Origin of the sequence: Streptomyces lushanensis (assembly GCF_001700515.1) — a bacterium.
Classification (GTDB): domain Bacteria; phylum Actinomycetota; class Actinomycetes; order Streptomycetales; family Streptomycetaceae; genus Streptomyces; species Streptomyces lushanensis.
This window is the reverse complement of the sequence record NZ_MAUD01000150.1, coordinates 1-24,132: the sequence shown is the minus strand read 5'-3', so window position 1 is coordinate 24,132 and position 24,132 is coordinate 1. Positions and strand designations below refer to the sequence as shown.

The following is a 24,132-nucleotide window of genomic DNA, read 5'->3' as shown; positions in this document are numbered from 1 at the left end:
TGCAGAGCGCTACCCGCGGCGGCGGCGCCGCGGGTAGCGCTCTGCAACAGGCACCTCAGGGTCCAGCCCGAGGGGCAGCTGTCAGCGTGACGAGGTGGGCTTCAGCCGCCGATGTACGCGCAGCGGGCAACGGCCGGCGGCGGCAGCCGGGCCGCCGTTGTCAAAAAGATCTTGTCAAGGCGGTGTAAACACCAGGCATGATGTGCTGATGGGACATCTTCCTGTCGACGTACGTGCTTCACTTCGGTTCTTCGCCTTCTACTTGGCGAATGGCACCATTGACGTCGATCTGCTCGAAGGTTTTGACTATCGACCCGCTCTCTTCGAGTTCGGATCGTCGTTGGAACAGGTCTTCGCGATCTACGGCAATGTGCTGGAAGTCGACGCAAACGGCAACGTCCTGAACGACGAGGACGCGCAGCACCGTGCCGCACAGTGGATTCGACGCTGTTGCGATCCGAGTTACCAGGTCGAGCCGCCGTTCCAGGCTTGGGAGACCGAACTCGGCGTTCCAGCACGTTGCGTCGTTCGTGGATCTCACGGTCGAAGGCCGCTGGCCGACCACCGCGGCTGCCGAGCCGGGCCCGCCCCGGGACCGGCCGAGCGCCGGGGCCGCGCGCCCGGCGCGGGACTGCGCACTGCACGACACACGAAGGGCCATGGGCGCGGCGGCTCCGTCCGTCCGCTTGTACGGTGGCTGACGTGATCGTTCGCACGAGCGAGACCCGGCGGTGGCTCGGCGGTCCGGCCGCGGCGGCGGTGTTCGCCATCGGTATGGCCGGTACGACCCTGCCCACGCCGCTGTACGGCCTCTACCGCGAGAAGCTCGGCTTTTCGGAGCTGGTGGTCACCGTGGTGTTCGCCGTCTACGCGGTCGGGGTGATCTCCGCGCTGCTGGTGGCGGGCGACTACTCCGACGAGGCGGGGCGTCGGCCGGTACTGCTGGCCGCCCTCGGACTCTCCGCGGCGAGCGCCCTCTGTTTCCTCTTCGAGGGCGGTCTGGCGCTGCTGCTTGTCGGCCGGCTGCTGTCGGGCCTCGCCGCCGGGCTGTTCAGCGGCACCGCCACCGCCGCGGTGCTGGAACTGGCCGCCCCCGGACATGAGGCCCGGGCGGCGTTCGTCGCCACCGCGGCCGGTATGGGCGGTCTGGGCTGCGGTCCGCTGCTGTCCGGGCTGCTCGCCCAGTACGCGCCTTGGCCGTTGCGGCTGACCTTCCTGGTGAATCTCGCACTGGTGGCTGTGGCGTGCGTGCTGACCTGGTTCCTGCGGGAGACCGTCCGGGATCCGGTGCGGTGGCCACGGCTCAGGCCGCGGGGTCTGTCGGTGCCGCCCGAGGCGCGCGGGGTGTTCGTACCGTCGGCTCTGGCGGCTTTCGTCGGCTTCGCGCTGCTGGGGCTGTTCCTGGCGGTGGCACCGGCCTTTCTGTCCCAGACGCTCGGCGAGCACAGTCTGGCCGTGTCGGGGGCGGTCGTCTTCTCGGTGTTCCTGGCGTCCACGGCCGGACAGGCGCTGCTCGGGAGGGTCGGCGTCCGCCGGGCGCTGCCGGGCGGCTGTCTCTTCCTGGTGCTCGGTCTTCTGCTGGTGGGCGCGTCCCTGGCCGCCGAGTCGCTGGCACTGCTCGTGCTGGGCGCGTTCTGCGGCGGCCTCGGCCATGGGCTGGCCTTCCGTGCGGGTCTGGCCGCGATCAGCGGGGCCGCGCCGCCCGCACACCGCGGCGGCACCATCTCGGCGTATTTCGTCGTGGCTTACCTGGGGATCTCCCTACCGGTGGTCGGCGTCGGGGCACTGACCCTCTGGCTGGGGCTGAAGAACGCGGGACTGGTCTTCACCGCATGCCTGGTGGTGCTGTCGGCCGGCATCGGACTCCGTGTCCAGCGCAAGCCGCTGCCCGAGAGCTGACGCCCGAGCCCTCCCGGACCCGGTGTGTACCCTCCTCGACCAGCGCGAGTTCCGCGTCCTGGGTCAGGTCGGCCACGAACGGTCGGCCACGAACACCTCGGCGTACCTGCCGACGCGCGCGGGATGTCGGTGGCGGGCGCCCCCAGCCGTGTCCCCTGTCCGGGCCACCAGGAGCAGGCCGTACCCACGGCCTGCCGGCCGTTGGGCGAACGCGGCGCCGATGCCACCCGGTGCTCCGATACGGACGGCACGAGGCGGCGGGCCCCGTCGCCTCCATCGGCGACGGCTCACGCGTCCGTGCTGCGGACGTTCCGCGCATCCGTGTTCTGCGCATCCGTGTAATCCAGCAGGTCCTGATATGTCTGCCGCTCGGGGCGGTAGAAGCGGTTGACGTCCCCCTCGGCGCCGATCGGCGATTCGGCGATGAGGCGCGAGAATGTCAGTGCCGCGGACAGGGGCCGGTGGTTGACGACAACCGCGTCGATCTTGCCCTCCGCGTTGCGGTGCATCGTCGCGGTGGCCTTGATCGGCCGCCCGGCCACGACCGCCGCGTACTCCTCCACGTGGTAGTCGCCGTGGTCAAAGCTGAACTCGTCCACCCGGTCGTGGTAGAACCCGATGACGACCCCGAGCTGTGCCAGCACGGCCTCACGCCCTCTGAGCACGCCGTTCATCGCCGCGCCTTCAAGGGTGACGTCCTCGGCCAGATTGTCCTTGAACGATGCCATCGCGAATCCCTCTCCCGCGCCCGTAGCAGACATAACCAAATACGTTGCGCTTATGTCACTCTACGACTTCGAGCCCCGCTCCGAACCCCCGGCCCACGCCACGGAGGTGAGCCGGGGCTCGTCAGCGCGCGAGGGCCGTGTCGAGGCGGGCGAGCAGTGTCCCCAGGCTTGCCTTCTGCTGCGGGTCGAGCGATCCGAAGAGCTGACGAAGGACGTGCGTTCCCGCCTGTTCCGCCGTCGCCAGCGTCGTGCGGCCTTTGTCCGTCAGGGACACGGTCTTGCGGCGGCGGTCTTCGGTGTCACCGGTCCGGGTGACCAGACCGACGCGTTCGAGTCCTTCGACGATCTGCGTGACCGAGCGCGGCGCCTGCCCGAGGGCATTCGCCAACTGTGCCTGGTGCAGCGCGCCGCGCGCGGCCAGTACTTGGAGGACCTTGGCGCGGGACAGCGAGAGGCCCGCGGTCGACCGCATCTGCCGGTCCACTTCTTCGCGGACACCGTAGGCGGTCGTGAGGAAGGCCAGTCCTACCTGCTCAGGGCCGTGGTCGGTGGTGATCGCTGCGTGCTCGCTCATGGTGTCGGGTATCCTCCCACAAGGAAATAGTGAGGCACCTCATCAATGGAGCAGTGATGGACCGGACGGACCGACCTGTTGCGGTGATCACCGGAGCCACCTCCGGGCTGGGCCGTGCCGCCGCCCTCGATCTGGCGGGCCGCGGCTACCGCGTCGGTGTGGTGGCCCGCTCCCGCGACAAGGCCGAGGCCCTCGTGAGTGAAATCGGGACGGTGGCCGGCGGAGTGCCGGTCGACATCTTCCACGCGGACCTGGGACTGGTCTCGCAGGCCCACCGGGTCGGGCAGGAGATCGCCGCGCACTATCCGCGGGTGGACGTCCTGATCAACAACGCCGGGCTGCACGCCTTCTCCCAGCGCACCACCGCCGAAGGTCTCGCGGAGATGACCGCGGTCAACTACCTGGGCCCGTTCGTGCTGACCCAGGCCCTGTCCGGCAGGCTCCTCGCCTCGGCGCCGGCGCGCGTCGTCAACGTCGCTTCCGAGGCGTCCCGGCAGGCCAGGACGATCGCACCGGCCGAGGACCTGCGGCACGTCGATCCGTACACCGGCCGGGAGTCGATGGCGCTGTACGGGCGGACCAAGCTGATGACGATCATGTGGACGCAGGAACTGGCCCGGCGGCTGGACGCCACGAAGGTCACCGTCAACTGCTGCGACCCCGGCTTCAACGCCACCGGTCTCGGACGTGATCTGCCCGGCTCCAAGGTCCTGCAGCGCCTGCTGAACACACTGCGCGTCGGTGACCCGCGCAAGGGCGCCGGCATCATCGTCCGACTGGCCGCCGATCCCGCGTTCGCACGTACCAGCGGAGGCTACTTCTCGGTGCGCGACGCCCGGCCGCTGGAGTGCCCCGAGCCCGGCCGGGACGCCGGTGTGCAGAAGGAGCTGTGGGAGGAGACCGTGGCGCTGCTGGCCGCCCGCGAGGCGGGCTGAGACCGGCGGATCCGTCTCAGGGATGACGCTGAACCAGTACCGGGGTACCGCCCCGGCCTCAAATTCCGTCTTGAGTAGCCCAATCCCGTCGCACCCGCCTCCTACCTTTCCTTCCGGTGGCTGTCGGGCCCGTTCATTCCGGTGCCTGTCAGACCCGCTTTCGCACATCCCCTTATCTCCTGGTGGGAGTACTTTTCATGGCCACCTTTCTCTACCGGCTCGGCCGGCTCGCCTTCCGGCGGCGCGGGCTGATGCTGCTGGCATGGACCGCGGTGCTTGTCGCCGCGGTCATCGGGGTCAGCAGCGTGTCCGGCAGTACGACGGACGACTTCACCCTTCCCGGCACCCAGTCGCAGCAGGCCATCGACCTGCTGGAGAGGGAGTTCCCCCAGGCGGCTGCCTCCGGTGCCACGGCCCGTGTGGTGATCGAGGCCTCGGACGGGCAGAAGCTGACGTCCGCCGCGCACAAGCCGCGGGTGGAGTCTCTGGTCGAGGAGCTGCGGACGGCCCCTCAGGTGGCGAACGTCGCGAATCCCTTCACCAGCGGACTGGTCAGTGCCTCGGGCAGCATCGCCTACGCCCAGGTCACCTACGCCGTTCCGCAGGCCGAGATCACCAGTGCCGCGTCCGACGCCCTGCACGAGATCGCCGAGCGGGGGGCGGACGCGGGTCTCGCGGTCAGCCTGGGCGGCAACGCGGTCCTGGGCGAGGAGGAGAGCAACGCCGCGGAACTGATCGGCCTGCTGATCGCCGCCTTCGTGCTGGTGATCACCTTCGGCTCCCTGGTCGCGGCCGGGCTGCCGCTGCTGTCCGCGGTCGTCGGTGTCGGCGTCGCGCTGTGCGCCGTCGGCGTCGCCTCGTCGTTCGTCGACATGGCCTCCAACGCGCAGACCCTGTCCCTGATGCTGGGCCTGGCGGTGGCGATCGACTACGCCCTGTTCATCGTCTCCCGCTACCGCAGCGAGCTGCGAGAGGGCCACGGGCCGGAGGAGGCCGCGGGGCGGGCGCTGGGAACGGCGGGTTCGGCGGTGGTGTTCGCCGGTCTGACGGTGATCATCGCACTGGCGGGTCTGTCCGTCATCGGCATCGCGATGCTCACCACCATGGGCTTGGCCGCGGCCTTCGCCATCACGGTCGCGGTCCTGGTGGCGCTGACGCTGCTGCCGGCTCTGCTGGGCTTCACCGGCACCCGCGTGGCGCGCGGACGTCTCACCACACGGCGAATGCGCGCCGCGCAGCACGGCCGGAGCACCACGACGGGCGTGCGCTGGGGCCGCTTCGTGACGCGCCACCCCTGGAAGATGCTCCTGTCCTCGGTCGTCGTCCTGGGTGTGCTGGCCGTACCGGCGCTGTCGCTGCGGCTGACTCTGCCGGACGACAGCATGGCCGCTCCGGGCAGCACACAGCGCGTGGCCTACGACACGCTCAGCAAGGGCTTCGGCCCGGGCTTCAACGGCCCGCTGACCGTCGTCGTCGACGCGCGGGCCGGCGACGACCCGAAGAGCGCGGCCGAGGACACAGCCACCATGCTGTCCCGGATCGACGACATCGCCATCATCCGGCCGGCGGTGTTCAACGAGGCCGGTGATGTCGCCCTCATCACGGCCGTTCCCGGCAGCTCACCCACCAGCCGGGCCACGGTGGATCTGGTCGCCGACATCCGTGACCGCGGCGCCGCTGTCGAGAAGGACAGCGGCGCACAGCTGATGGTGACCGGCGCGACCGCCGTCAACATCGACGTCTCCGCCAAGCTCGGCGCCGCCATGGTGCCTTACCTGGCCATCGTCGTCGGCCTCGCCCTGATCCTGTTGCTGCTGGTCTTCAGGTCGGTGCTGGTCCCGCTGAAGGCCGCCCTCGGCTTCCTGCTCAGCGTGGTCGCGACCCTCGGCGTCCTGGTCGCCGTCTTCCAGTGGGGCTGGCTGAAGGATCTCTTCGGTGTCGACGAGACCGCCCCCATCGTCAGCCTCCTGCCGATCCTGCTGATCGGTGTCGTCTTCGGCCTCGCCATGGACTACGAGGTCTTCCTCGTCTCCGGGATGCGCGAGGCGTACGTCCACGGCGCCACCCCCACCGAAGCGATCGTCACCGGCTTCCGGCACGGAGCCCGCGTGGTCACCGCCGCAGCCGTCATCATGATCTCGGTCTTCGCCGGATTCCTCCTCGATGACGTCGCTCTGGTCAAATCGATCGGCATGGGCCTGGCCACCGCTGTCCTCTTCGACGCTTTCGTCGTGCGCATGACGATCGTGCCGGCCGTGATGACCCTGCTCGGCGCCCGGGCCTGGGCCCTCCCGGCCTGGCTCGACCGCGCCCTGCCCAACGTGGACGTCGAGGGCGAGAAGCTCCGCCGGCTCCTGGACGCCCGGGGCCGGGACACCCCCGACCCCGCCCCCGCAGAGCGGGAACCGGCCGTATCCGCCCCATGAGCCAAGGGCGGTGACCGGAAAGGTTCACCTGCTCGCGGCGTTCGGCACGGCGCCTCGCGGCGTCGGCGGCTCGGCCGCGTTGCGGCTCGCGCGAGTACGTCCCGTACGAGCGCGATCCTCCGCCTCGCGACGCACCGCACCGGGCGCCGCGAGCCCCCGGCAAACCTTTCCGGCCACAGCGCCGGAGCCCCAGGTTCCCTTCCTCGGCCCTGCCCGCCGGCCCTGTCCCCTCAGGGCCGGCGGGCGGCCTGCCCCCGGACAGCGAAGGCCACTTGCTCATGACCGAGCCGATCGCCCCGGCGCCCGCACATCGGACCGCCGCCCACGTCTCCCTGCTGCCGCACTCGCTGACCAGCGACCCGGACCAGCGCGTCACCGTGTCGATCATCAGCGGGCTGGCCACGTGGCGGATGCTCGACCGGGACCACCCACAGCTGAGGCGATGGGCCATACCGGCGTTCTGCGTCGTCCTGGGCCTGCCTTCCCTGCTGAACCCGGCCAACCGCGCGCACATGCCGAGCGAGATCGTCCTGACCCTCGCCTACTCCGTGCCCCTGCTGTGGCGCGAACGCCGGCCCGGCCTGGTGTTCGCCCTGACGACCATCGCCTCGGTGCTGGCCCTGCCGCTGAACGTCCTCAACGGTGCCGACGCCGCCCGGATCGTCGCGCTCTACAACGTCGGCCGCTACGGCACCCGGCGCCAGCTCGCCCTCGCCTGCACGGTCACGGCCGCGCAACTCGTCGCGTGGACTTCGACGTTCTGGGGCAGCGGTCATCTGCAGCACGCCAAACGGCCGGAGATAATCACGCTGCTCGCCATGCTGGCGGTCACCGCCTGCGCGGGCATCGCGCTGACCGGGCGCCTCGCGAAGGCATACATCGTGGCCCTGGAGACGGAACGGGACCAGCAGACACGTCTGGCCGCCGCGCAGGAACGCACCCGGGTGTCCCGCGAGATGCACGACATCCTGGGCCACACCCTCGCCGTGATCGTCGGCCTTGCCGACGGGGCCGCGGCTCTGGCCAGGACCCGTTCAGAACGCTCCGCCGACACCCTCCACATCATCGCCGACAGCGGTCGCGAGGCGCTGGCCGAACTGCGCCGCCTGCTCCTCGTCATCGACGACCACGCCCCGGAGACCGATGACGCCCCGCTGGCCCCGCAGCCGACCCTGGAGGACCTCACCGCGCTGATGCACCGTGTGCGGGCCGCCGGTCCCACCGCCACCCTGCACACCGGCGGAGACCTCGCCGCGCTCAGCAAGGGAGTGCAGCTCACCGCCTACCGCATCGTCCAGGAGGCCCTCACCAACACCCTCAAGCACGCGGCGCCCGACACACGCGTCCGCGTGGACGTGAACACCGACGGCAGCGCCGTGAACGTCACCGTCGAGGACTCCGGCCCGCCGCGCCGCGCCGACACGGAACACCACGGCGGACAGGGCCTGGTCGGTATGCGCCAACGCGCCGCCCTCTACCAGGGCCACGTCAGCGCGGGCCCCACCCACTCGGGCGGCTGGCGCGTCCACACCGCCCTGAGCACCGCACCCGGTGCCCCCACCGTCACCATGGAGAACCACCGCACATGACCACCGTCCTCATCGTCGACGACCAGACCCTGCAGCGCCTCGGCTTTCGCATGCTGCTCGAAGCCCAGCCCGACATGTCCGTCGTGGGCGAAGCCGCCCACGGGCAGGACGCCGTCCGCATGACCGCCGAACTGCGCCCCGACGTCGTCCTGATGGACGTCCGCATGCCCGGCCTCAACGGCATCGAGGCCACCCGGCGCATCGCCGCGACCGGCGACCGCTCACGAGTCCTGGTCCTGACCACCTTCGACCTCGACGAATACGCCTACGAGGCCCTGCGCGCAGGCGCGGCGGGCTTCTTCCTCAAAGACGCACAACCCGAGGAACTCGTCGTCGGGATCAGGGCGGTGGCCGCCGGCGACTGCGTCACCTCACCGAGTCTCACCCGCAGGCTGATCGACGCCTTCACCGCCTCACGGCCCCACCACCGCCACGAAACACCCCATCTCAGCCGTGCGCGGCAGCGCCCACTGGCAGTGCTCACCGACCGGGAACGAGAAGTCCTCACCGCCGTCGCCACCGGCTCGTCCAACGCCGAGATCGCCGCTGAACTCCACCTCGCCGAATCCACGGTCAAATCCCACGTCAGCCGCATCCTCACCAAGATCGACGTCCGCGACCGGGTCCAGGCCGTCATCTTCGCCTACGACGTCGGCCTGGCCCGGCCCAACTGATCGGGCGCGCACGGTTTCGACGTCCAGGCGCCCGGCCCTCTGCCCGGCGTCGTACCCGGCCGAGACCTGCCGTCCGCACAGGGCCATGCCGCTCGGTGGTCGCCGAGCGGTGGCCGTAGCTCCAACGGGGGCGGCCCGTTTGACCTTGACACAGTGACAAGGTCTTCACTACTTCCCAAGGAGGTGGTCCCGATGACCATGACGAGGCAGGACACGGATGCGCTACGAGCGCTCCGGGCGCTGGAGGACAGCCGTTCGTCTGTGCGGCTACGGGCCGCCCTGGCGGTCGGTACGGCGCCCGACCCGTGCTTCGTCGACCAGCTCGTCGAGCGATGCGCGATCGAGCCAGAGTTCTTCGTCCGCGACATGCTGACCTGGGCGCTCACCCGCCACCCGGTTTCCCTGACGCTCCCCAGGCTGCTCCGCGAAGTCCGCTCGGAGCGTGCGCAGGCACGCAGCCAGGCGCTGCACACGCTGTCCAAGATCGGGGACCGGCAGGCGTGGCCGTCGATCACACGGGCGCTGTTGTCCGACGACGAGGTCGAGGTGGCGAGGAGCGCCTGGCGGGCCGCGGTCGTGCTCGTACCGGAAGGCGAGGAGTCCGCCCTGGCCACGGTGCTGGCAACGCAGCTCGGGCGCGGTGAGCGGGAGACGCAGCTGAGTCTCAGCCAGGCGCTGGTCGCGCTGGGTGAGGCGATTGTCCCGGCCCTGCGTGCTGCGACGACGGCCTCCGACCCGCGCGTGCGTGCGCACGCGCTCGCCACACAACGGCTGCTGCGCGACCCGGACGCCGGATTCGAGTCTGCGATCGAGGAGGCGAAGCGCGTCGTGGCGCTCGCAGGGGCCCCCGAGGCGGACGATGAGGACCGTGCTGATCGGTGAGGTGTCGAGACGGTCCGGGGTCAGTGCCCGCATGCTCCGGCACTACGAATCGCTCGGCCTGGTGCGGCCTTCGGCCCGTACGGGCTCCGGTTATCGGGAGTACTCCGCGCAGGACATCCGGCGGATCTTCCATGTCGAGAGCCTGCGGACGCTGGGTCTGTCGCTGCATGAGATCGGGCGCGCGCTCGACGATCCCGGTTTCACGCCTTCGGCGCTTGTCGGCGACCTCATCCGCCAGACGCGCGAGCGCATCGCGGCCGAGACCGAGCTGCTCACACGGCTCCGCCGGATCCATGCCGCGGACCCCGCCGACTGGGAGGGCGTGCTCCAGGTCGTCGCGCTCCTTCACGCGCTGGGGTCGAAGAGCGCCGACGCGCGTCAGCGCGCGGCCCTCTCCTCGGGCGACGAGATTCCGGTGCCGGTGGAGGCACTGGTCGAGGCGGCACTGAGCGAGACGGATCCGAACGTCGCCGGGGCCCTGCGATGGGCGCTGGCGCGATCGGAGGCCGGCGCCCTGGCGCTGCTGGCGGAGGGCCTCGGCTCGCCGGTGGCCGCGGTGCGGGAACGTGCCGTTCAGGCCCTCGCCGAGATGCCAGGCGATGAGGCTGCCGCGCACCTGCGGGACGCCCTCGCGAATCCCGATGCCGTGGTCCGCGGGTATGCGGCTCTTGCGCTCGGTACACGTGGTGAGGCCGACACGGTCCCGGCACTCATCGACATGATCGTGGAGGGAAGGAACGACATCGACGCGGCCGATGCGCTGAGTGTGCTGGCGAACGACACCGGGACAGCGGATCGGATCGCGACCAGGCTCGTCGACCGGCTCGCCCACGGCACCAGTGAGGAGCCCGCACGCGGTCGGCTGACCCAAGCACTGGCGGGCATTCCGGGGACGACGGCGTCACGTGCACTCGTGGAGCTGTCGCACGACGAGAACCGTGCCGTGGCGCTGACTGCCGCATACCTTCTTCAGCTCCGCGACGCGCGGTGACGGATCTCTCCGGGATCTGAGTGCCGGTGAACCGGTGAAAACCTGTCACCAGCCGACGGACTCGCTGTCGCGCGGTACCGCCGGACCGACACGGGCTCCCCGGCCTCGTGGTGTTGTCGGCCGACATGGAGTCCGCGGCCGGCGCAAGCCGCCGCCAGGGAGCCGACGGAGAGCCGGACGGGGGCGGTGCTCCCGCGGCGGGCTGAACGGCAAGGTCCGTCGATCACGCCGGCCCGGGCGGCGACGCTCTCACCGATATCTGATCCGGGTCGGCCGCGCGTTGTCCGGCGGTGATTCGTCCGGCCGTGCTTTGCCCGGCGCTGCGTTGTTGCAGCCGTGCTGAGCTTCGGCGCCCGGCGGTTGCGCAAGTCCGATCCGGCGGAGCGCTTCACGGCCCTCGGCCGGGCGTACATGGACTTCGGACTCGGCAATCCCGAGCTGTTCGATCTGATGTTCCGATCGGACCAGCTGGACCGCGATGCCCCCACGCTCGTCCGGGCCCATCGCGAGTCGTTCGCGACGCTGATCGATACCACGGCCGAGACCACGGGCGACACCGCCGCGGGCACCGCCGTCCCGGCCGTTCCGGACGACATCCCGCTGCCGGCGCCTGGGCGGCGGCCCACGGGCTCGTACTCCTCGTACACGGCGGCGCACTGCAGACGCTCACCGGTCTCGCCGGCTCCGACGAGACGAGGGCGCTCGCCCTCCGCCTTGCCGATACCTTCACACAGCTCATCCCGCCCGCGCCTGAGTAGGCGTCGGGTGAGCGGTCCCGTCATACATGCGCCCGGGCCGCAGGTGCCCGCGCCCCCGCTTCCTTCGCGTCACCGATCGCGGAGTCCGGTCCGTGCCCGCCGATCGCTGACAGCCTCCACTACTCGGTGGTACCGTATAGTGGTACTCGGTAGTACGCAGTACCAAAAGAGCCGGGGAGGACTCCCGATGGACGACCTGACGGAGATGCTGAAGGGCACGCTCGAAGGATGCGTGCTCGAAATCATCGACAGCGAGGAGACCTACGGGTACGCCATCACCCGTCGGCTGAACGAGCTCGGCTTCGCCGACGTCATCGAGGGGACGGTGTACACCATCTTGGTGCGACTGGAGAGGAACGGACTCGTCCAGGTGACGAAACGACCGTCCGGGGTCGGTCCGCCGCGCAAGTTCTACGCGCTCAACGACGCCGGACGCGACGAACTCGCGAAGTTCTGGGCGAAATGGCAGTACGTCTCATCACGCATCGACAGGCTCAAGGAGGGCGGGAGATGAACTTCTGGGAGACCATCACAGGCAGCGATCTGACCAGGGAATGCAAGGCGTTCGAAGCCCGGGCCGCGGCCCTGCCGGACGAATACCGGGCGGCGTGGGAGCAGATCAAGGGCCACCTCTTTCCCCATGGGAGCTTCACCGGCCGCAACCTGATGCCGATTCTCGACGCGGCCCTGGGGCTGCTCGAGGAAACAGCGGCGGACGGGCAGAGCGTCCACGAGGTGTTCGGCGACGACATCCGGGGCTTCTGCACGGCGCTGGCCGGCGGGGAAGGGGCCCGAACCTATCGCGACCGCTGGCGTGAGCAGTTGAACAGGAACGTCGCAAGGAAACTGAGCCGGCTGGGAGGCTGACATGGGCATCCAGGACATTGTCGAAGGCAAGAAGCAGTGGCGGGCGCACATGGCTCGGGTCAAGGCACTCCCACCGGACTACCAGATCGTCTACAAGGAGATGCAGAAGTACCTGTTCAAGATCGGACCGATCGATCTGCCCGACGGACCCCTGCTCCCCGGGATCGTCGACTTCTTCGAGGAGGGGGTCGCCTCGGGCAAGGGGGTCTTGGGACTCATCGGCAAGGATGTCGCCGCGTTCTGCGACGACCTGGTCAAGGACTCACGCACCTACGCGGACGTCTATCAGGAGTCCATCAGCGGGGAATCCGGCACGGCCGAGAGGTAACACCCGTCGTCCCGTGCCGGTGGGCATAGCCCGCACACGCGGTTCGTCCGCCCCGGCGCAGCGAGAACGGGCACGCGCCGACCGGCCACCAGAAGCCGCGGATCCTGTCCACGAAGCGGTCGAGCCGGCCGGCGAGACCCGCTTCCACACGATGGCGGTCCACCGCCCTTCGGTACTCATCGGCCACGTCGTCGGCAGCGTGCCGCAATCCGTCATGAGCGTGGTCCTCGTCGGCGCCGTCGGCGCGGCCATCGGTTTGCGCTCCACGGACGCGAACGTCCTGGACCGGCGGCAGCATTCGGGCTCGTCGTGCTCTTCGCCCTGGCGCCGACCTGGATCGCGATCGCCCGGTGCGTCGGCCTGATCGCCCTCGGCTACCGCTGGCCGGCGGCGCAGTTCAACCGCGACCCGCAATGGGCGCGATGACTGACGGGGCGTCAGCTATCGCTCGTAGTGCTGGTTGCCCGCACAACGCATACCGCGCTGCCACCGCCCCAGCCAGGCACGATGCAATACGCTTTTAATATTAAATCCAAGATTGAACCGTTGCCCTCTCTCGGTGCCGGATGACAGATTGCGTTGCGCACGAGGTTTCCACTGTCCGGGGTCGGGGCGCTCGCGGATCATCACGCGGGTCTGCCCGACAGCAGCGCGCGGCACCCGGGCATCGCGACGACCATCGTGGCGCGGCGCTGCGCCACCTCCCCGTACGGCGTTGTACGACACCCCGCAGACCAGCGAAGTCGATCCCTCCTGACTCCGTGACGGACAACGGCCCGGCCCAGCCGGAACGTGAAAGGCGATGTCGGTAGATGACCAGCAGTGAAAACTCAAGACTCTCCCGCCGAACGCTTCTTCGGACCACCGCGGCGGCCGGCGCAGGAGCGGCCGCGACGGTGATCCACCCGAGTGCCGCCTCGGCAGCGCCCGCGACACCCCCGACCGACCATGACCAGCCGTCCGCCGGGCAGAAGAAGGGGCGCGCCCCGACCCGGGCGGAGTACTTCGGGACTGCGATCGGAACCGACGGCTCCCTGGCCCATACGACCCCGACATCGGGCGAGGACCTCGACGGGGCGGTCAACGGGCTGTCCTGGACGATCGGCAAGGGTTACGTCGTCACCTTCGGCAGCGAGATCGGGTTCCGCGCCTGGAACCGGTCCGAGCAGCGGACGCTCTTCAACGCCGCGTACTACGGGCCGTCGACGAAGCTGACGGCCGACCAGTTCCAACGCCTCGGAAAGTAGAGCGTGCGGCGGGGGCGGGTCCTTCCGTCCCCACCGCCGGCCAATCCCGGCCGGACAGAGAGGAAGAGCCGGTTGTACCCCGACGACGGAAGCTGGACGAGCGCGCTGACCCACCTGGAGTGTGGACGGTGCGCCGAGCGGTACGACGCTGATCTGCCGCAGAACGTGTGCCGTTGTGGTTCGCCACTGCTGGTGCGCTACGACCTCGACCGGGTCCGGTCCTCGGTCCGGCCGCGGGACATCGCCTCGCGCGGCGCGGACCTGTGGCGGTACCGGGAGCTGCTGCCGGTACGGGATCCCGTGAATGTGGTCACCCTCGGCGAGGGCTGGACACCGATCGTGCCGCTGGCCGCGTACGGCCGGCGGATCGGGGTACCGGGCCTGCTGGCCAAGGACGAGGGCATGCTGCCGACCGGCAGTTTCAAGGCACGGGGAGCCGCGGTCGGTGTTTCCCGGGCGCGTGAACTGGGAGTGCGGCGCCTGACGCTGCCGACCAACGGCAATGCCGGCGCCGCCTGGGCCACCTATGCCGCGCGGGCCGGCACGGAGTGTCTGGTGGTGATGCCCGAGGACGCTCCGCAGGTGACCCGCAAGGAGTGTCTGGCGGTCGGCGCCCGGGTGTACTTGGTGGACGGTCTGATCGGCGACGCCGGTCGCATCGCGGGACAGGCGGTACGGGACGGCTGGTTCAGCGCGGCGACGCTGCGCGAGCCGTACCGCATCGAGGGCAAGAAGACGATGGGGCTGGAGATCGCCGAACAGTTCGGCTGGCGGGTGCCGGATGTCGTGGTGTACCCGACCGGTGGCGGTGTGGGTCTGATCGGTATCCGCAAGGCGCTCGACGAGCTGGCCGCGCTGGGGTGGATCACCGGGCGGCTGCCCCGGTTCGTGGCCGTGCAGTCCAGCGGCTGCGCGCCGATCGTACGGGCCTTCGAGTCGGGGGCCGAGACCGCTCAGCCGTGGCCCGCGGACCAGGCGCACACGGTCGCGTTCGGGATCAACGTCGCGAGCGCGCTGGGCGACTTCCTCATCCTGTCCGCGCTGCGGGACAGCAACGGCACGGCGATCGCCGTCGACGACCGGGACATCCTTGAGGAGCAGCTGGCCTGTGCGACGTCCGACGGTGTGCTGATGTGCCCGGAGGGGGCGGCGACGCTGGCCGCGGTACGGCGGCTGCGCGCCGACGGGTGGCTCTCCGGGGACGAGGAGGTCCTGGTGCTCAACACCGGCAGTGCGGTCAAGTACGCCGACACTCTGGGGGTCGGCCGGCCGCCCCGCCTGGAACGCGACGCGGACCTGCCGCCGGAGGCCTCGGCGGCCGAAGCGACCGGCACGGCCCACGGCCACCGGACACAGCCGTGACCCGGTCGCCGAGCGAGGACGGTCCGCCCACCCGGTCACCCGACGGCACACGGCCGGCGATGGCAAGGCCGACGCGTACCCGAGGCAACCGGACGCATACGGCACGTCCTCCTGCCCCAGGCCGTCCGGCGAGCACTCCCCCCGCTGATCGGACTCGTCGTCAACCTCACCCAACAGACCTCACTGGCCGCCGTCGTCGGACTGCTCGACAGCCTCGAAGCATCACAACGCTCCGTCGAACGGCTCACCCTCTCCGGCGGCTCCTCCCACGCGGTACCGATCCTCGGCGCCGTACTCGCCGTCTTCTTCGTCCTCTGCCCGCCGCTGACGATGCTGTCCCGCCGGTACGAGCGCAGACTGCGCTGACACGCCCGGCCGCGCCGTGGCCACTCCGGGGAAGTACCGTGCTCGGTACACATCTTCACGGAGAAAAGGGGGGCTCCGGCGTCCATGACCGTCCCACGCCACACCTTGCTGAACGCCGCCTACGACCACCTGCGGGCCGCCATCCTCGAGGGCTCCCTCACCCCGGGCTCCCGCGTCACCGTCCGTCCCCTGACCGAACAGCTCGGTCTCAGCCCCACCCCCATCAAGGCCGCCCTCGCCGCGCTCGAACGCGAGGGCTTCCTCATCTCCGTCCCGCACCGCGGCTACTTCGTCCCCGAAGTCACCACCGGCGATCTGCTGGAACTGTACGAGCTGCGGGAGGCCCTCGACGGGATCGCGGCGCGCCGGACGGCCGGGGCGCCCGGCCATGACCGGATCGCCGCCCAGCTGGACCGGCTGCTGGACAAGCAACGCGAGGCCATCGAGGCGAACAACCTGCACTCCTACGGGGAATTGGACCTCGCGTTCCACCGCCTGATCTGGGAGGGCTCGGGCAGCCGACGGCTCATCCCCATCGCGGAGAACCTCATCGCCCAGGTGCGCCTGGGCAACCGTCTCTCCGCGCGGGCGCCCGGCCGGCTGCCCGTAGCCATCGAGGAGCACGAGGCCATTCTGGAGGCGATCCGCAAGGGCGACCCGCGCGCCGCGGAGCGGCACATCCGCCTCCATGTCCGTGAAGCGGGCGCGGCGCTGCAGCGCTACCTCGAGGTACGGAGCGCGGCGGAGCAGGCGCAGCAGCCATGACGGCCCGTCAGACTTCGGTCGGGCCAATCCCGGCTCGGTCCAGGTGCGGCTGTTCGCCCTGATCGTCTTGGCGGTACTCGCGGGGCCTTCCGTGCTCCACGGGCGATGAGCGCGCACCCGCTGGTGGCTGTCCTGGCTGTTCCCGGTTCCGCGGGAACAGCGGCACTACCGGAACATCGGCAGATTGCGTGCGGCCCACTCGCCGAAGGGCCGGGCCGGGCGGTGCAGGACGGTCTCCACGTCGGGGCTGATCTTCTGCTCGGCCGGGAGCGGGACACCGAGCACGTCCAGAGTGCCGGTGACGACCTGCTCCGGCATGAACTGCGCCATGCGGGCATGGGCGTCCTCGCGGGACAGCTCCACGAAGGTCACCTTCTCGCCCAGAGCCTCGGCGATGGCCGCGGCCTGCCGGCGTGGACTGATCAGTTCGGGGCCGGTCAGCTCGTACACACGACCCGCGTGCCCGTCCTCACGCAGCACGGTCGCGGCGACCGCGGCGATGTCCGCCGGATCGACGACGGGCAGCGCCACGTCACCGAACGGGGCGAAGACCGTGCGCCTGGTACGGACCGTCTCGGCCCAGGCAAAGGCGTTCGAGGCGAAACCGCCGGGACGCAGAAAGGTGAAATCCCGTCCGGACGCGCGCACAGCCGCCTCGAACTCCCGCAGCCGGGCATGTGAGGGAGCTTCCGGCCGGGTGGCGCCGACCTGCGAGGAGACCAGAACGACCCGCTCGATCCCGGCGTCTGTGGCCGCGTCCAGCAGAGCGTCCGGGCTCTCGCCCCGGCTGTTGAGCTCGCCGCCCAGCAGGAGGAACAGAGCACGGGCTCCCGTGAGGGCGGACCGCACACTCCCCGCGTCCCCGACATCGGCCTGGGCCCACCGGACCCCGGCCACGCGGTGTTCGGGCTGGGGCCGCCGCGACACGGCCACGACCTCCTCGCCCGCCCCGGCCAGCAGGTCCACCAGTGTCCGCCCGATGTTGCCGGTGGCGCCCGTCACTGTGATCATCGCGATCTCTCCAAGAAAGTTAGTCGGCTGACTCAGTCGAACCTAGCACGCGCGTGCCGGAGGCTGTCTATAGTCAGTTGGGTGACCAACTCAGTGAATCGGCGGGTACGGTCGTCGCAGAAGCGCCAACGGCTCACGGCGGCAGCGGCCAGGGTTCTGCACGAGCGGGGGGTCGAGCGCACGACCCTCGCCGACATCGCACGCGAGGCCGATGTCCCTGTCGGAAATGTCTACTACTACTTCAAGACGAAGGACGAGCTGGTCCAGGGCGCGCTGTCCGAGCACAGCGCGCACCTGGACGAACTCACCGCCCGGCTGGAGCGACTGGCCGACCCGCGCGACCGCCTCAAGGCCCTCGTGGGAGCCTGGGTCGAGCAGCGCGACATCGCCGCACGGTACGGCTGCCCCACCGGCACCCTGGCCGTCGAACTCGACAAGCGCGCCGACGGGACCCTCGACGCGGAAGCCGGCGCGGTCATCCGGCGGCTCCTGGACTGGGCCGAAGGCCAGTTCCGCGAGCTGGGCCTGTCCGACCCGGGCGGCCTGTCCCTCACCCTCGTATCCGGCTACCAGGGCATGTCGCTCATGGCCAATGCCCTGCGCGACCCGGACATCATGACCCGCGAAGGAGCCCGCCTCCTGCGCTGGCTCGACTCCCTCCAGGCTTCCGACGGGAATCTCTGACCCGGCACCCGGCACCCGGCGACCGGCCGGGCTCATCCGCCGGCGCCGACGGCCTCCCCCGGACGCTGCCGGCCGGGCGATCAGAGTGGCCTGATGTGATTGCCCGCCTGGCCGTGCCGAACGGACACGTGTGTGCTTGTTTTCGGAAGGACGTCGTCCGAGCAAGGATCTGCCATGCGAGCCATCACCGTCCGAGACCGTGACGCCGGTGTCGGTGGACTCTCCCTGTCGGACATGCCCCATCCGCACGCCGCCGAGAACGACGTCGTCGTGCGGGTGACTGCCGCGGGGTTCACCTCCGGTGAGCTCGGCACGCCACCCACGGTCCTGCCCACGGACGGGCGGGCCGTCTTCTTCGTCGTCGAACCCGATCGCGCCCGGCTCACGGACCTCGCCCAGCGGCTCAGGGACGGACGGCTCAGGCCTCTCGTCGGGGCCGTGCGGCCACTCCACGAGGCGCCCGCCGCCTTCGCCCCCGACCGGCGCGTCACCGGCAGGACGATCATCGACATCCCGTAGGACCGAGCCAGAAGGCAGGCGAACATGACCCTCGACGATCTCGTGGTACCGGACACCGCAGCGTCGGCCGCGGCCCTGGAACTGTCATCCGCCTATCAGTCCCCCGCGCTGCTCAACCACTCCCTGCGCGCCTATGTGTGGGCGGCGGCCCACGGCACGGCCCGCGGCATCCGCTTCGACCCGGAACTGCTCTACGTGGCCGCGCTGTTCCACGATTTCGGCCTGGTGCCGGCGTTCGACAGCCACACCGTCCCGTTCGAGGAGGCAGGCGGCCATGTGGCACGGGTGTTCGCGGCCGGCGCCGGCTGGCCGGCGGACCGCCGCGAGCGTCTGTCGGAAGTGATCATCAGGCACATGTGGTCCGAGGTGGACGTGTCCGTCGACCCCGAGGGGCACCTCCTCTCCCGTGCGACCGCCACGGAGATAACCGGAAGGAACGCGGACGACTTCACCCCCGATTTCAGGGCCCGGGTAGTGGAACGCCATCCCCGGCTCGATCTCACCAAGGATTTCCTGGCGTGCTTCCAGTCCCAGGCGGAGCGCAAACCCGACAGTTCGGCAGCGGAGGCCATGCGGTCCGGCCTCAGCGCGAGAATGGCGGGGAATCCGCTCGATTCCGCCTTCTGAAGGGCATGCCCAAGGGCATATCAGCTCGGAGAAGCGCATACCCGGCACTTCTCGCTGCCGCGCAGTTCGTACCGGACAGGCAGGAAGCCGCCTCCAGAGCTCGCCGGTGCGGGGCTGTGCCTCTCCTTCGCCGACGCAGATCCCCGGATCGCTCCGGCCGCCTACAGAAGGGACAATGTGCCATGGATCCTGACATCCGGACGAAGGCCGCGATCGAGGAACACTGGCGGGCATCGGAACGCGGGGACATCGAAGCCGAACACGCCCTCTACGCCACGGACGCGATCCTCGACTACCCCCAGTCAGGTGAACGGTTCCGGGGCCGCGCGGCGATTTCGGCGCAGCGTGGCGGGCACCCGGCCAACCGCCACTTCACGGTCCACCGGATCGCCGGCAGCGGGAATCTGTGGGTGAGCGAGTGTGTCATCACCTACGACGGCAATCCCACCTATTCGGTGAGCATGATGGAATTCGCCCACGGGCATGTGGTGCACGAGACACAGTACTTCGCGGACGCCTTCGGTGCGCCTGAATGGCGGAGAGCACTCGCGGAGCCGATGCCGGGCAGGAATATCGCCAGGGCCTGACCCGGAGGTGGTCCCGACCGTTCATGAGCCCGTGTCGGCGTGCCGACGCGGGCTCCGGGCTTTCGTGAGTGGTGGGCGTCGCGGCCGATCCCGACCCCTGGCCGTGCATCTTGCTCGGGCGGGCGGGAGGAGAGAACCGCGTCGGAGCCGTCACACGAACCCGCCGGTCCGTGACGGTTCGTTGGCCACGCGTTCAACTCCCGCTGCTACCAAGGCTGAAGACATGTCGGCGCGGGGCGGCGGCCCGTGTCACAGGGCCCGGACTCACGGGGGGATCACATGAGGGTTCGTCGCACGACCGCACTCGCCGGACTGGTGGTCGCGGGCACCCTGCTGCTGGCGGGCTGTGCCGACAGCAGCGAGGTCGTCACCTGGACCGACGAGCACGGCAGAGCCTGCACGGGCGTCGCGGTGGTCGACTCGGACGGCGACCGGGAGGTCAGCGGCATCGACTGCGACTACCCGCCGGACGGCCGGCAGCCGGGCGCCGCGACATGGAAGCCGCTGCCGGCCTCCTGAGGTTTGTCCGGCCCGCGGAAGACGGAGCCGCGGTGCGCGGGAAAACCGGTGTGCGCCGACGGACCTCGGTCGGGTAGCGTGCGGGCCATGTCGAGCCCCGAGTCGGACAAGGTGGGGGCTTTCGGTCACCCGTCAGCCCCCTGAACCACTGAGTAGTCGTCCCGCCGCGCCCACGCGCTCCGCGGCCGGACGAAAGTGCACCTCGGTGCTGACCGCGGTGACGAGACGCCTCTGTCATGCCTCTCCTCACCTCGGAGCCACTCGATGCCTCCCGCGCTGTACCTGCTTGCCTTGGCGATCTTCGCCATGGGCACCTCCGAATTCATGCTCGCCGGCCTCTTGCCGGACATGGCCTCCGACCTCGATGTGACGGTCGGGACAGCCGGCACGCTCACCTCGGCCTTCGCGATCGGAATGATCGTCGGCGCCCCGCTCATGGCCGCGCTCGCGCGTGGCTGGCCCAGGCGGACGAGCCTTCTCGGGTGCGTGCTCGTGTTCTCGGCGGCTCACGCCGTGGGCGCCGCCACCACGAGTTTCGCGATCCTGTTCGCCACCCGGGTCGTCGCCGCACTGGCGAACGCGGGGTTCCTTGCCGTGGCTCTGACGACCGCCGCCGCGCTGGTCTCCCCCGGAAAGAAGGGACGTGCGCTCGCCGTGCTGCTGTCGGGCGCGACGGTGGCCACGATCGCCGGAGTCCCCGGGGGCTCCGTACTGAGCGCGTCGCTCGGCTGGCGGGCCACGTTCTGGGCTGTCGCCCTTCTCTGCCTGCCCGCGGCTCTCGGCGTCCTCAAGGCAGTCCCTGCGCGATCCACACGGGGAGACGGGCCCGGGGCGCCGGCCTTGCGGTCGGAGTTCGCGCAGCTCAAGAGCCCGCGCTTGATCCTGGTGATGCTGCTCGGCGCTCTGGTCAACGCGGCGACCTTCGGAAGCTTCACCTTTCTCGCCCCCGTCGTGACCGGTACCGCCGGGCTGGACGAGCCGTGGATCCCCGCCGTCCTGGTGCTCTTCGGCGCCGGTTCCTTCGCCGGGGTCACCCTCGCCGGGCGGTTGTCCGACCGGCACCCCGGTCCGGTCGTCGCGGTCGGCGGTCCGCTGCTCCTCGTCGGCTGGCCGGCTCTGGCCGTGCTGGCCGAGGAGCCCGTCGCCCTGCTCACCCTCGTGTTCGTGCAGGGCGCGCTGTCGTTCGCGCTGGGCAGCACCTTGATCGCGCGGGTCCTCCACGCGGCTGCGGGAGCGCCCACCATGGCCGGTTCGTACGCGACCGCCGCGCTCAATGTCGGGGCCGCCGCCGGACCGGTCATCGCGGCGACCACTCTCGGCACCGCGGCCGGGGAGACCGGGCCCGTGTGGGCGAGTGGACTTCTCGTGCTCGTCGCGCTGCTTGTCGCGCTCCCCCTCCGCGGTGTGCTCATGGCGGGCCGGAGCGACGAGGTGCTCCAGTGATGTACGCGGACGCCCCCTCACGCTTCGAGGGGCGCCGAAGGCCCGTCCCACGCTGCCACGGCCGCGGATTCGTCAGGAACAGGGGGCGCTGTCGCCGGGGCGGGTGACGCCGGGCCGGGTGTTCAGTGACCACATGTGCGTGCATCGCGGGCACTGAAGGTGGACGACCGGCCCGTCGTTGGAGATCAGATAGCGCCAGTGCTCGCCGCAGTTGCGGCGGTCGGCGCAGGTCGCGCAACGGCGGGCGTCGTCACAGACGGGGCAGGCCACCCAGGCACGACGGGCGAGGTCCGCCTGCGGATCAATGGGCAGCTTCACGGCCCGGCCCCTCCCCCGGCAGGACACCGGCCGCCACCAGCAGGTCGTAGGTGCGCTGCTGCTCGGCGTCCAGGTCCGAGTAGAGAAGGGCGTACGCCTCGTCCTCGCCCCGGAGGGCGGCCACCGGGTCCCAGTCGGGCCCGAGCGCGGCCACGACCTCGGCCCGTCGCCGGGCCTCCTCGAAGGTCAGGTCGATCGTGAAGGGGATGGGGCCGGTGGTGTTGTCCTGGTTCATGGCGAGACTTCCGGTGCGCTGGCGGAACACCACCCTCTCTACCAGGCGCCCGCCCCGCAGGGAAGGGTGGCCTAAGTCGCCTCACGACGGGCCGGGGCGAGACTCCGCCCGGCCCGTCGGCGGGGCATCCCCGGATCGGCCGACAGGGGCGGGCCGTTGCCGGCGCCAGGCGCCGAACGGCCGGCACGGTCCGCTCACGGCACTGTGACGCACTTCACGTCCTGCCCCACGGAACGGACGGCTGATCCCTCGCCGGCGGGGCCGCCCGGCCGGGGATCAGCGAAGGGGGCGGCACCGGACCCCTGCCACGCGGGCGGAGCCGTCACCCGCAACGAGGGCGATCCGTCGGGAACGTACGCCGGGTACCCGGTCGGTCAGAGTCCCGTCCGGTCCGCGCAGGTCGTCCGGGGCGCGGCGGCGAGAAGGGCGCTGAGTGCGGCCGTGGCATCGAGGAGGGCATGGGAGCGGGCCTCGATGCTCGCGTCGCGGGCCGCCAGCGCGGCTCGGACGTCTTCCGACCGGTGCCCCTGCCGAATGCCCGGCATCACGGCCCGGAGCGGGTCGATACGGTACCCGGCGCCGCGTAGCTGGTGGACGATGCGGGCGTCCCGGGCCTGGGCCGGTGAGTACCGTCGTGTTCCGCGCGGGGATACCCGGTGGGGAACGACGAGCCCCTCGGCGTCCCAGTGCCGCAGGGTCGATGGGCGCACTCCCAGCGCGGCGGCGAGTTCAAAGACGCTCATCGAGTCCGACGGGAGTACGTCGTCGATGTGCTCGGCGGCGATGGTCTCCACCGCTTCCCTGGCAAGCCCGAGTTGTGTGCGCTCTCGGTCGAGTCGGGCGTGTGCCGCGTCGAGAAGGGCGAGTACGTCCGAGACCGGGCACCGGTGCACGGCCCGAACGATCCGTTTGGCCTCAACCGGGCCGATGCCGGCCGCGAGGGTCCGGTAGGCAAGCGCGGACCGCAGATGGACCTCTCCGTAGATCCGGTAGCCCGCGGCCGTACGCGTCGCCGGGGGCAGCACACCGTCGCGCTCAAGATTGCGTACCTGCTGAACCGAGCATCCGGCACCTCGCGCGACATCGACGGTGCGCAGGACCGACGACTTGAGAGTTGGCACCCGTTCCCCTCTTGTCTCTCGGCTCGAAGTCTCCACAAGCACCTTAATGAAACGCTTGAGCACATGACCATCGACGAGATCATCGACTTCATGTGCGACCTCGACGGAGTCCTGGCCCTCAGGCCGGGACCCGATGACGGCTCACCGGAGATCAGTTGGGGGGATACGTTCTTCTACTACTCCCCCGACGGTGTCGTGCCGAGGACGACTCAACCGTTCGCGACGATCGTGACGAAGAACTACCCGGGCGACGACAGGTCGCGTCTGGAGCGCCCGGACACGTTCCGGGTCAACATCGCCGCCGGGAAGAAGGCCTTCGTGGACCTGACCGGCCACGCGCCGCGCGAACCGGCCGACGGCGACGACGCCGACGCCGGCGTCACCGACACGGTGATGGCACACCCCGTCTACGGCTCCCTCGGCTGGCTCGCGGTGGTGAATCCGGGCCGGCGAACCGGTGCGACGACCCGCGAGCTGCTCCGCGATGCCCATCGCCTCGCGCGTTCGCGCCATGAGCGACGTACCGGGTGACGGCCGGGCACGTTCACTGATCTCCGCCCGCAGGACCGCCGGCGCACCGGGCGCTCGCGAAAGGCGCCTGGCCCGGTCTCCGTCCGGCAGGCGCCTTTCGCCCGTACCGCCGGGAGCCTGGGGCGGGCTCCCGGGGCGGGGTCGGT

Annotated in this window: 26 protein-coding genes and 3 pseudogenes; 23 read left to right on the top strand and 6 right to left on the bottom strand. The window is 70.5% G+C overall.

The features are described from left to right. Positions 1 to 208: 208 nt before the first annotated feature. Both BFF77_RS38180 and BFF77_RS14085 read left to right on the top strand, forming a co-directional pair. A complete protein-coding gene (locus BFF77_RS38180) occupies positions 209 to 706 on the top strand; it encodes a DUF7677 family protein (protein WP_425424370.1) in 498 nt (165 codons plus the stop codon). A gap of 68 nt (positions 707 to 774) precedes the next feature. Further along, the gene (locus BFF77_RS14085; RefSeq protein ID WP_079125137.1) at positions 775 to 1,899 is read left to right on the top strand and encodes an MFS transporter; all 1,125 of its coding nucleotides are present in this window, start codon (positions 775 to 777) and stop codon (positions 1,897 to 1,899) included. 287 nt (positions 1,900 to 2,186) lie between these two features. Here the strand turns inward: BFF77_RS14085 and BFF77_RS14080 are convergent, their stop codons facing one another. Further along, positions 2,187 to 2,627 (bottom strand): hypothetical protein, encoded by a 441-nt coding sequence (locus BFF77_RS14080; RefSeq protein WP_066948675.1) that lies wholly within the window; start codon positions 2,625 to 2,627, stop codon positions 2,187 to 2,189. 121 nt (positions 2,628 to 2,748) lie between these two features. Beyond that, positions 2,749 to 3,201: a MarR family winged helix-turn-helix transcriptional regulator gene (locus BFF77_RS14075; protein WP_079125135.1), complete on the bottom strand. Its 453-nt coding sequence runs from the start codon at positions 3,199 to 3,201 to the stop codon at positions 2,749 to 2,751. A 56-nt stretch (positions 3,202 to 3,257) separates the two neighbouring features. Between BFF77_RS14075 and BFF77_RS14070 the strand changes: the two genes are divergently transcribed. The 14 genes and pseudogenes from BFF77_RS14070 to BFF77_RS14010 all read left to right on the top strand — a co-directional run bounded on the left by BFF77_RS14070 (position 3,258) and on the right by BFF77_RS14010 (position 16,391). Continuing rightward, positions 3,258 to 4,136, top strand: coding sequence for an SDR family NAD(P)-dependent oxidoreductase (locus BFF77_RS14070; protein ID WP_066948673.1), 879 nt, complete (start codon positions 3,258 to 3,260; stop codon positions 4,134 to 4,136). A gap of 197 nt (positions 4,137 to 4,333) precedes the next feature. Continuing rightward, positions 4,334 to 6,562 (top strand): MMPL family transporter, encoded by a 2,229-nt coding sequence (locus BFF77_RS14065; RefSeq protein ID WP_066948670.1) that lies wholly within the window; start codon positions 4,334 to 4,336, stop codon positions 6,560 to 6,562. A 278-nt stretch (positions 6,563 to 6,840) separates the two neighbouring features. Beyond that, on the top strand, positions 6,841 to 8,151 hold the full coding sequence (locus tag BFF77_RS14060; protein WP_066948666.1) for a sensor histidine kinase: 1,311 nt from the start codon (positions 6,841 to 6,843) through the stop codon (positions 8,149 to 8,151). Beyond that, a complete protein-coding gene (locus BFF77_RS14055; protein ID WP_066948663.1) occupies positions 8,148 to 8,825 on the top strand; it encodes a response regulator in 678 nt (225 codons plus the stop codon). The genes BFF77_RS14060 and BFF77_RS14055 overlap by 4 nt, the downstream gene beginning before the upstream one ends. A 192-nt stretch (positions 8,826 to 9,017) precedes the next feature. Then, the gene (locus BFF77_RS14050; protein WP_066948660.1) at positions 9,018 to 9,707 is read left to right on the top strand and encodes a HEAT repeat domain-containing protein; all 690 of its coding nucleotides are present in this window, start codon (positions 9,018 to 9,020) and stop codon (positions 9,705 to 9,707) included. Beyond that, positions 9,694 to 10,698 (top strand): MerR family transcriptional regulator, encoded by a 1,005-nt coding sequence (locus BFF77_RS14045; protein WP_066948658.1) that lies wholly within the window; start codon positions 9,694 to 9,696, stop codon positions 10,696 to 10,698. The genes BFF77_RS14050 and BFF77_RS14045 overlap by 14 nt, the downstream gene beginning before the upstream one ends. A gap of 336 nt (positions 10,699 to 11,034) precedes the next feature. Then, positions 11,035 to 11,238, top strand: a pseudogene (locus BFF77_RS38175) (TetR-like C-terminal domain-containing protein); the annotation flags it as partial. Positions 11,239 to 11,643: 405 nt separating this feature from the next. Then, on the top strand, positions 11,644 to 11,970 hold the full coding sequence (locus BFF77_RS36850) for a PadR family transcriptional regulator (RefSeq protein WP_066948652.1): 327 nt from the start codon (positions 11,644 to 11,646) through the stop codon (positions 11,968 to 11,970). Further along, on the top strand, positions 11,967 to 12,323 hold the full coding sequence (locus tag BFF77_RS14030) for a DUF1048 domain-containing protein (RefSeq protein ID WP_066948649.1): 357 nt from the start codon (positions 11,967 to 11,969) through the stop codon (positions 12,321 to 12,323). The genes BFF77_RS36850 and BFF77_RS14030 overlap by 4 nt, the downstream gene beginning before the upstream one ends. 1 nt (position 12,324) lies before the next feature. Continuing rightward, positions 12,325 to 12,651 carry a DUF1048 domain-containing protein gene (locus BFF77_RS14025; protein ID WP_066948646.1) on the top strand — a complete coding sequence of 109 codons (327 nt, stop codon included), beginning with the start codon at positions 12,325 to 12,327 and terminating at the stop codon, positions 12,649 to 12,651. A 139-nt stretch (positions 12,652 to 12,790) separates the two neighbouring features. Next, positions 12,791 to 13,077, top strand: a pseudogene (locus BFF77_RS33245) (hypothetical protein); the annotation flags it as partial. A 470-nt stretch (positions 13,078 to 13,547) separates the two neighbouring features. Continuing rightward, the gene (locus BFF77_RS14020; protein ID WP_066948644.1) at positions 13,548 to 13,898 is read left to right on the top strand and encodes a hypothetical protein; all 351 of its coding nucleotides are present in this window, start codon (positions 13,548 to 13,550) and stop codon (positions 13,896 to 13,898) included. A gap of 72 nt (positions 13,899 to 13,970) precedes the next feature. Then, positions 13,971 to 15,260, top strand: coding sequence for a threonine synthase (locus BFF77_RS14015; RefSeq protein ID WP_066948641.1), 1,290 nt, complete (start codon positions 13,971 to 13,973; stop codon positions 15,258 to 15,260). Positions 15,261 to 15,710: 450 nt separating this feature from the next. Further along, positions 15,711 to 16,391: a GntR family transcriptional regulator gene (locus BFF77_RS14010; protein ID WP_066948638.1), complete on the top strand. Its 681-nt coding sequence runs from the start codon at positions 15,711 to 15,713 to the stop codon at positions 16,389 to 16,391. Between the two features lie 165 nt (positions 16,392 to 16,556). On the opposite strand, the gene BFF77_RS14005 is transcribed toward BFF77_RS14010, so the two are convergent. Beyond that, positions 16,557 to 17,402 (bottom strand): SDR family oxidoreductase, encoded by an 846-nt coding sequence (locus tag BFF77_RS14005; protein ID WP_066948635.1) that lies wholly within the window; start codon positions 17,400 to 17,402, stop codon positions 16,557 to 16,559. Between the two features lie 81 nt (positions 17,403 to 17,483). On the opposite strand from BFF77_RS14005, the gene BFF77_RS14000 reads away from it, so the two are divergent. From BFF77_RS14000 to BFF77_RS13975, 6 genes and pseudogenes are all read left to right on the top strand, one after another. Next, positions 17,484 to 18,086 (top strand): TetR/AcrR family transcriptional regulator, encoded by a 603-nt coding sequence (locus tag BFF77_RS14000; protein ID WP_211280229.1) that lies wholly within the window; start codon positions 17,484 to 17,486, stop codon positions 18,084 to 18,086. Positions 18,087 to 18,401: 315 nt separating this feature from the next. Further along, positions 18,402 to 18,605 (top strand): annotated as a pseudogene (locus BFF77_RS36845) (NADP-dependent oxidoreductase); the annotation flags it as partial. A 24-nt stretch (positions 18,606 to 18,629) separates the two neighbouring features. Next, positions 18,630 to 19,232, top strand: coding sequence for an HD domain-containing protein (locus tag BFF77_RS13990; protein ID WP_066948626.1), 603 nt, complete (start codon positions 18,630 to 18,632; stop codon positions 19,230 to 19,232). A 182-nt stretch (positions 19,233 to 19,414) separates the two neighbouring features. Beyond that, complete coding sequence (locus BFF77_RS13985; protein WP_066948623.1) at positions 19,415 to 19,819, top strand: nuclear transport factor 2 family protein; 405 nt, start codon at positions 19,415 to 19,417, stop codon at positions 19,817 to 19,819. Positions 19,820 to 20,098: 279 nt separating this feature from the next. Then, complete coding sequence (locus BFF77_RS13980; RefSeq protein ID WP_066948620.1) at positions 20,099 to 20,338, top strand: hypothetical protein; 240 nt, start codon at positions 20,099 to 20,101, stop codon at positions 20,336 to 20,338. Between the two features lie 264 nt (positions 20,339 to 20,602). Continuing rightward, a complete protein-coding gene (locus tag BFF77_RS13975; protein WP_066948617.1) occupies positions 20,603 to 21,781 on the top strand; it encodes a Cmx/CmrA family chloramphenicol efflux MFS transporter in 1,179 nt (392 codons plus the stop codon). Between the two features lie 72 nt (positions 21,782 to 21,853). On the opposite strand, the gene BFF77_RS33240 is transcribed toward BFF77_RS13975, so the two are convergent. The 3 genes from BFF77_RS33240 to BFF77_RS13965 all read right to left on the bottom strand — a co-directional run bounded on the left by BFF77_RS33240 (position 21,854) and on the right by BFF77_RS13965 (position 23,455). Further along, a complete protein-coding gene (locus BFF77_RS33240) occupies positions 21,854 to 22,099 on the bottom strand; it encodes a hypothetical protein (RefSeq protein WP_079125132.1) in 246 nt (81 codons plus the stop codon). Continuing rightward, positions 22,083 to 22,334 carry a DUF6400 family protein gene (locus BFF77_RS13970; protein ID WP_066948615.1) on the bottom strand — a complete coding sequence of 84 codons (252 nt, stop codon included), beginning with the start codon at positions 22,332 to 22,334 and terminating at the stop codon, positions 22,083 to 22,085. The genes BFF77_RS33240 and BFF77_RS13970 overlap by 17 nt, the downstream gene beginning before the upstream one ends. Before the next feature lie 374 nt (positions 22,335 to 22,708). Further along, entirely contained in the window at positions 22,709 to 23,455 is a 747-nt protein-coding gene (locus BFF77_RS13965; RefSeq protein WP_066948612.1) for a MerR family transcriptional regulator, read from the bottom strand. A gap of 63 nt (positions 23,456 to 23,518) precedes the next feature. Between BFF77_RS13965 and BFF77_RS13960 the strand changes: the two genes are divergently transcribed. Further along, positions 23,519 to 23,986, top strand: coding sequence for a DUF6194 family protein (locus BFF77_RS13960; RefSeq protein WP_066948609.1), 468 nt, complete (start codon positions 23,519 to 23,521; stop codon positions 23,984 to 23,986). The last annotated feature ends 146 nt before the right edge of the window (positions 23,987 to 24,132 follow it).

Excerpts from the sequence above, each read along its gene's own strand:
- BFF77_RS36850 (WP_066948652.1), top strand. The coding sequence starts at position 11,644 with ATGGACGACCTGACGGAGATGCTGAAGGGCACGCTCGAAGGATGCGTG.
- BFF77_RS14080 (WP_066948675.1), bottom strand. The coding sequence starts at position 2,627 with ATGGCATCGTTCAAGGACAATCTGGCCGAGGACGTCACCCTTGAAGGC.
- BFF77_RS14005 (WP_066948635.1), bottom strand. The coding sequence starts at position 17,402 with ATGATCACAGTGACGGGCGCCACCGGCAACATCGGGCGGACACTGGTG.
- BFF77_RS14070 (WP_066948673.1), top strand. The coding sequence starts at position 3,258 with ATGGACCGGACGGACCGACCTGTTGCGGTGATCACCGGAGCCACCTCC.
- BFF77_RS14065 (WP_066948670.1), top strand. The coding sequence starts at position 4,334 with ATGGCCACCTTTCTCTACCGGCTCGGCCGGCTCGCCTTCCGGCGGCGC.
- BFF77_RS14055 (WP_066948663.1), top strand. The coding sequence starts at position 8,148 with ATGACCACCGTCCTCATCGTCGACGACCAGACCCTGCAGCGCCTCGGC.
- BFF77_RS14030 (WP_066948649.1), top strand. The coding sequence starts at position 11,967 with ATGAACTTCTGGGAGACCATCACAGGCAGCGATCTGACCAGGGAATGC.
- BFF77_RS13985 (WP_066948623.1), top strand. The coding sequence starts at position 19,415 with ATGGATCCTGACATCCGGACGAAGGCCGCGATCGAGGAACACTGGCGG.
- BFF77_RS14075 (WP_079125135.1), bottom strand. The coding sequence starts at position 3,201 with ATGAGCGAGCACGCAGCGATCACCACCGACCACGGCCCTGAGCAGGTA.
- BFF77_RS13980 (WP_066948620.1), top strand. The coding sequence starts at position 20,099 with ATGAGGGTTCGTCGCACGACCGCACTCGCCGGACTGGTGGTCGCGGGC.
- BFF77_RS14085 (WP_079125137.1), top strand. The coding sequence starts at position 775 with ATGGCCGGTACGACCCTGCCCACGCCGCTGTACGGCCTCTACCGCGAG.
- BFF77_RS14010 (WP_066948638.1), top strand. The coding sequence starts at position 15,711 with ATGACCGTCCCACGCCACACCTTGCTGAACGCCGCCTACGACCACCTG.
- BFF77_RS38180 (WP_425424370.1), top strand. The coding sequence starts at position 209 with ATGGGACATCTTCCTGTCGACGTACGTGCTTCACTTCGGTTCTTCGCC.
- BFF77_RS14025 (WP_066948646.1), top strand. The coding sequence starts at position 12,325 with ATGGGCATCCAGGACATTGTCGAAGGCAAGAAGCAGTGGCGGGCGCAC.
- BFF77_RS13975 (WP_066948617.1), top strand. The coding sequence starts at position 20,603 with ATGCCTCCCGCGCTGTACCTGCTTGCCTTGGCGATCTTCGCCATGGGC.
- BFF77_RS14050 (WP_066948660.1), top strand. The coding sequence starts at position 9,018 with ATGACCATGACGAGGCAGGACACGGATGCGCTACGAGCGCTCCGGGCG.
- BFF77_RS14060 (WP_066948666.1), top strand. The coding sequence starts at position 6,841 with ATGACCGAGCCGATCGCCCCGGCGCCCGCACATCGGACCGCCGCCCAC.
- BFF77_RS13960 (WP_066948609.1), top strand. The coding sequence starts at position 23,519 with ATGACCATCGACGAGATCATCGACTTCATGTGCGACCTCGACGGAGTC.
- BFF77_RS13990 (WP_066948626.1), top strand. The coding sequence starts at position 18,630 with ATGACCCTCGACGATCTCGTGGTACCGGACACCGCAGCGTCGGCCGCG.
- BFF77_RS13970 (WP_066948615.1), bottom strand. The coding sequence starts at position 22,334 with ATGAACCAGGACAACACCACCGGCCCCATCCCCTTCACGATCGACCTG.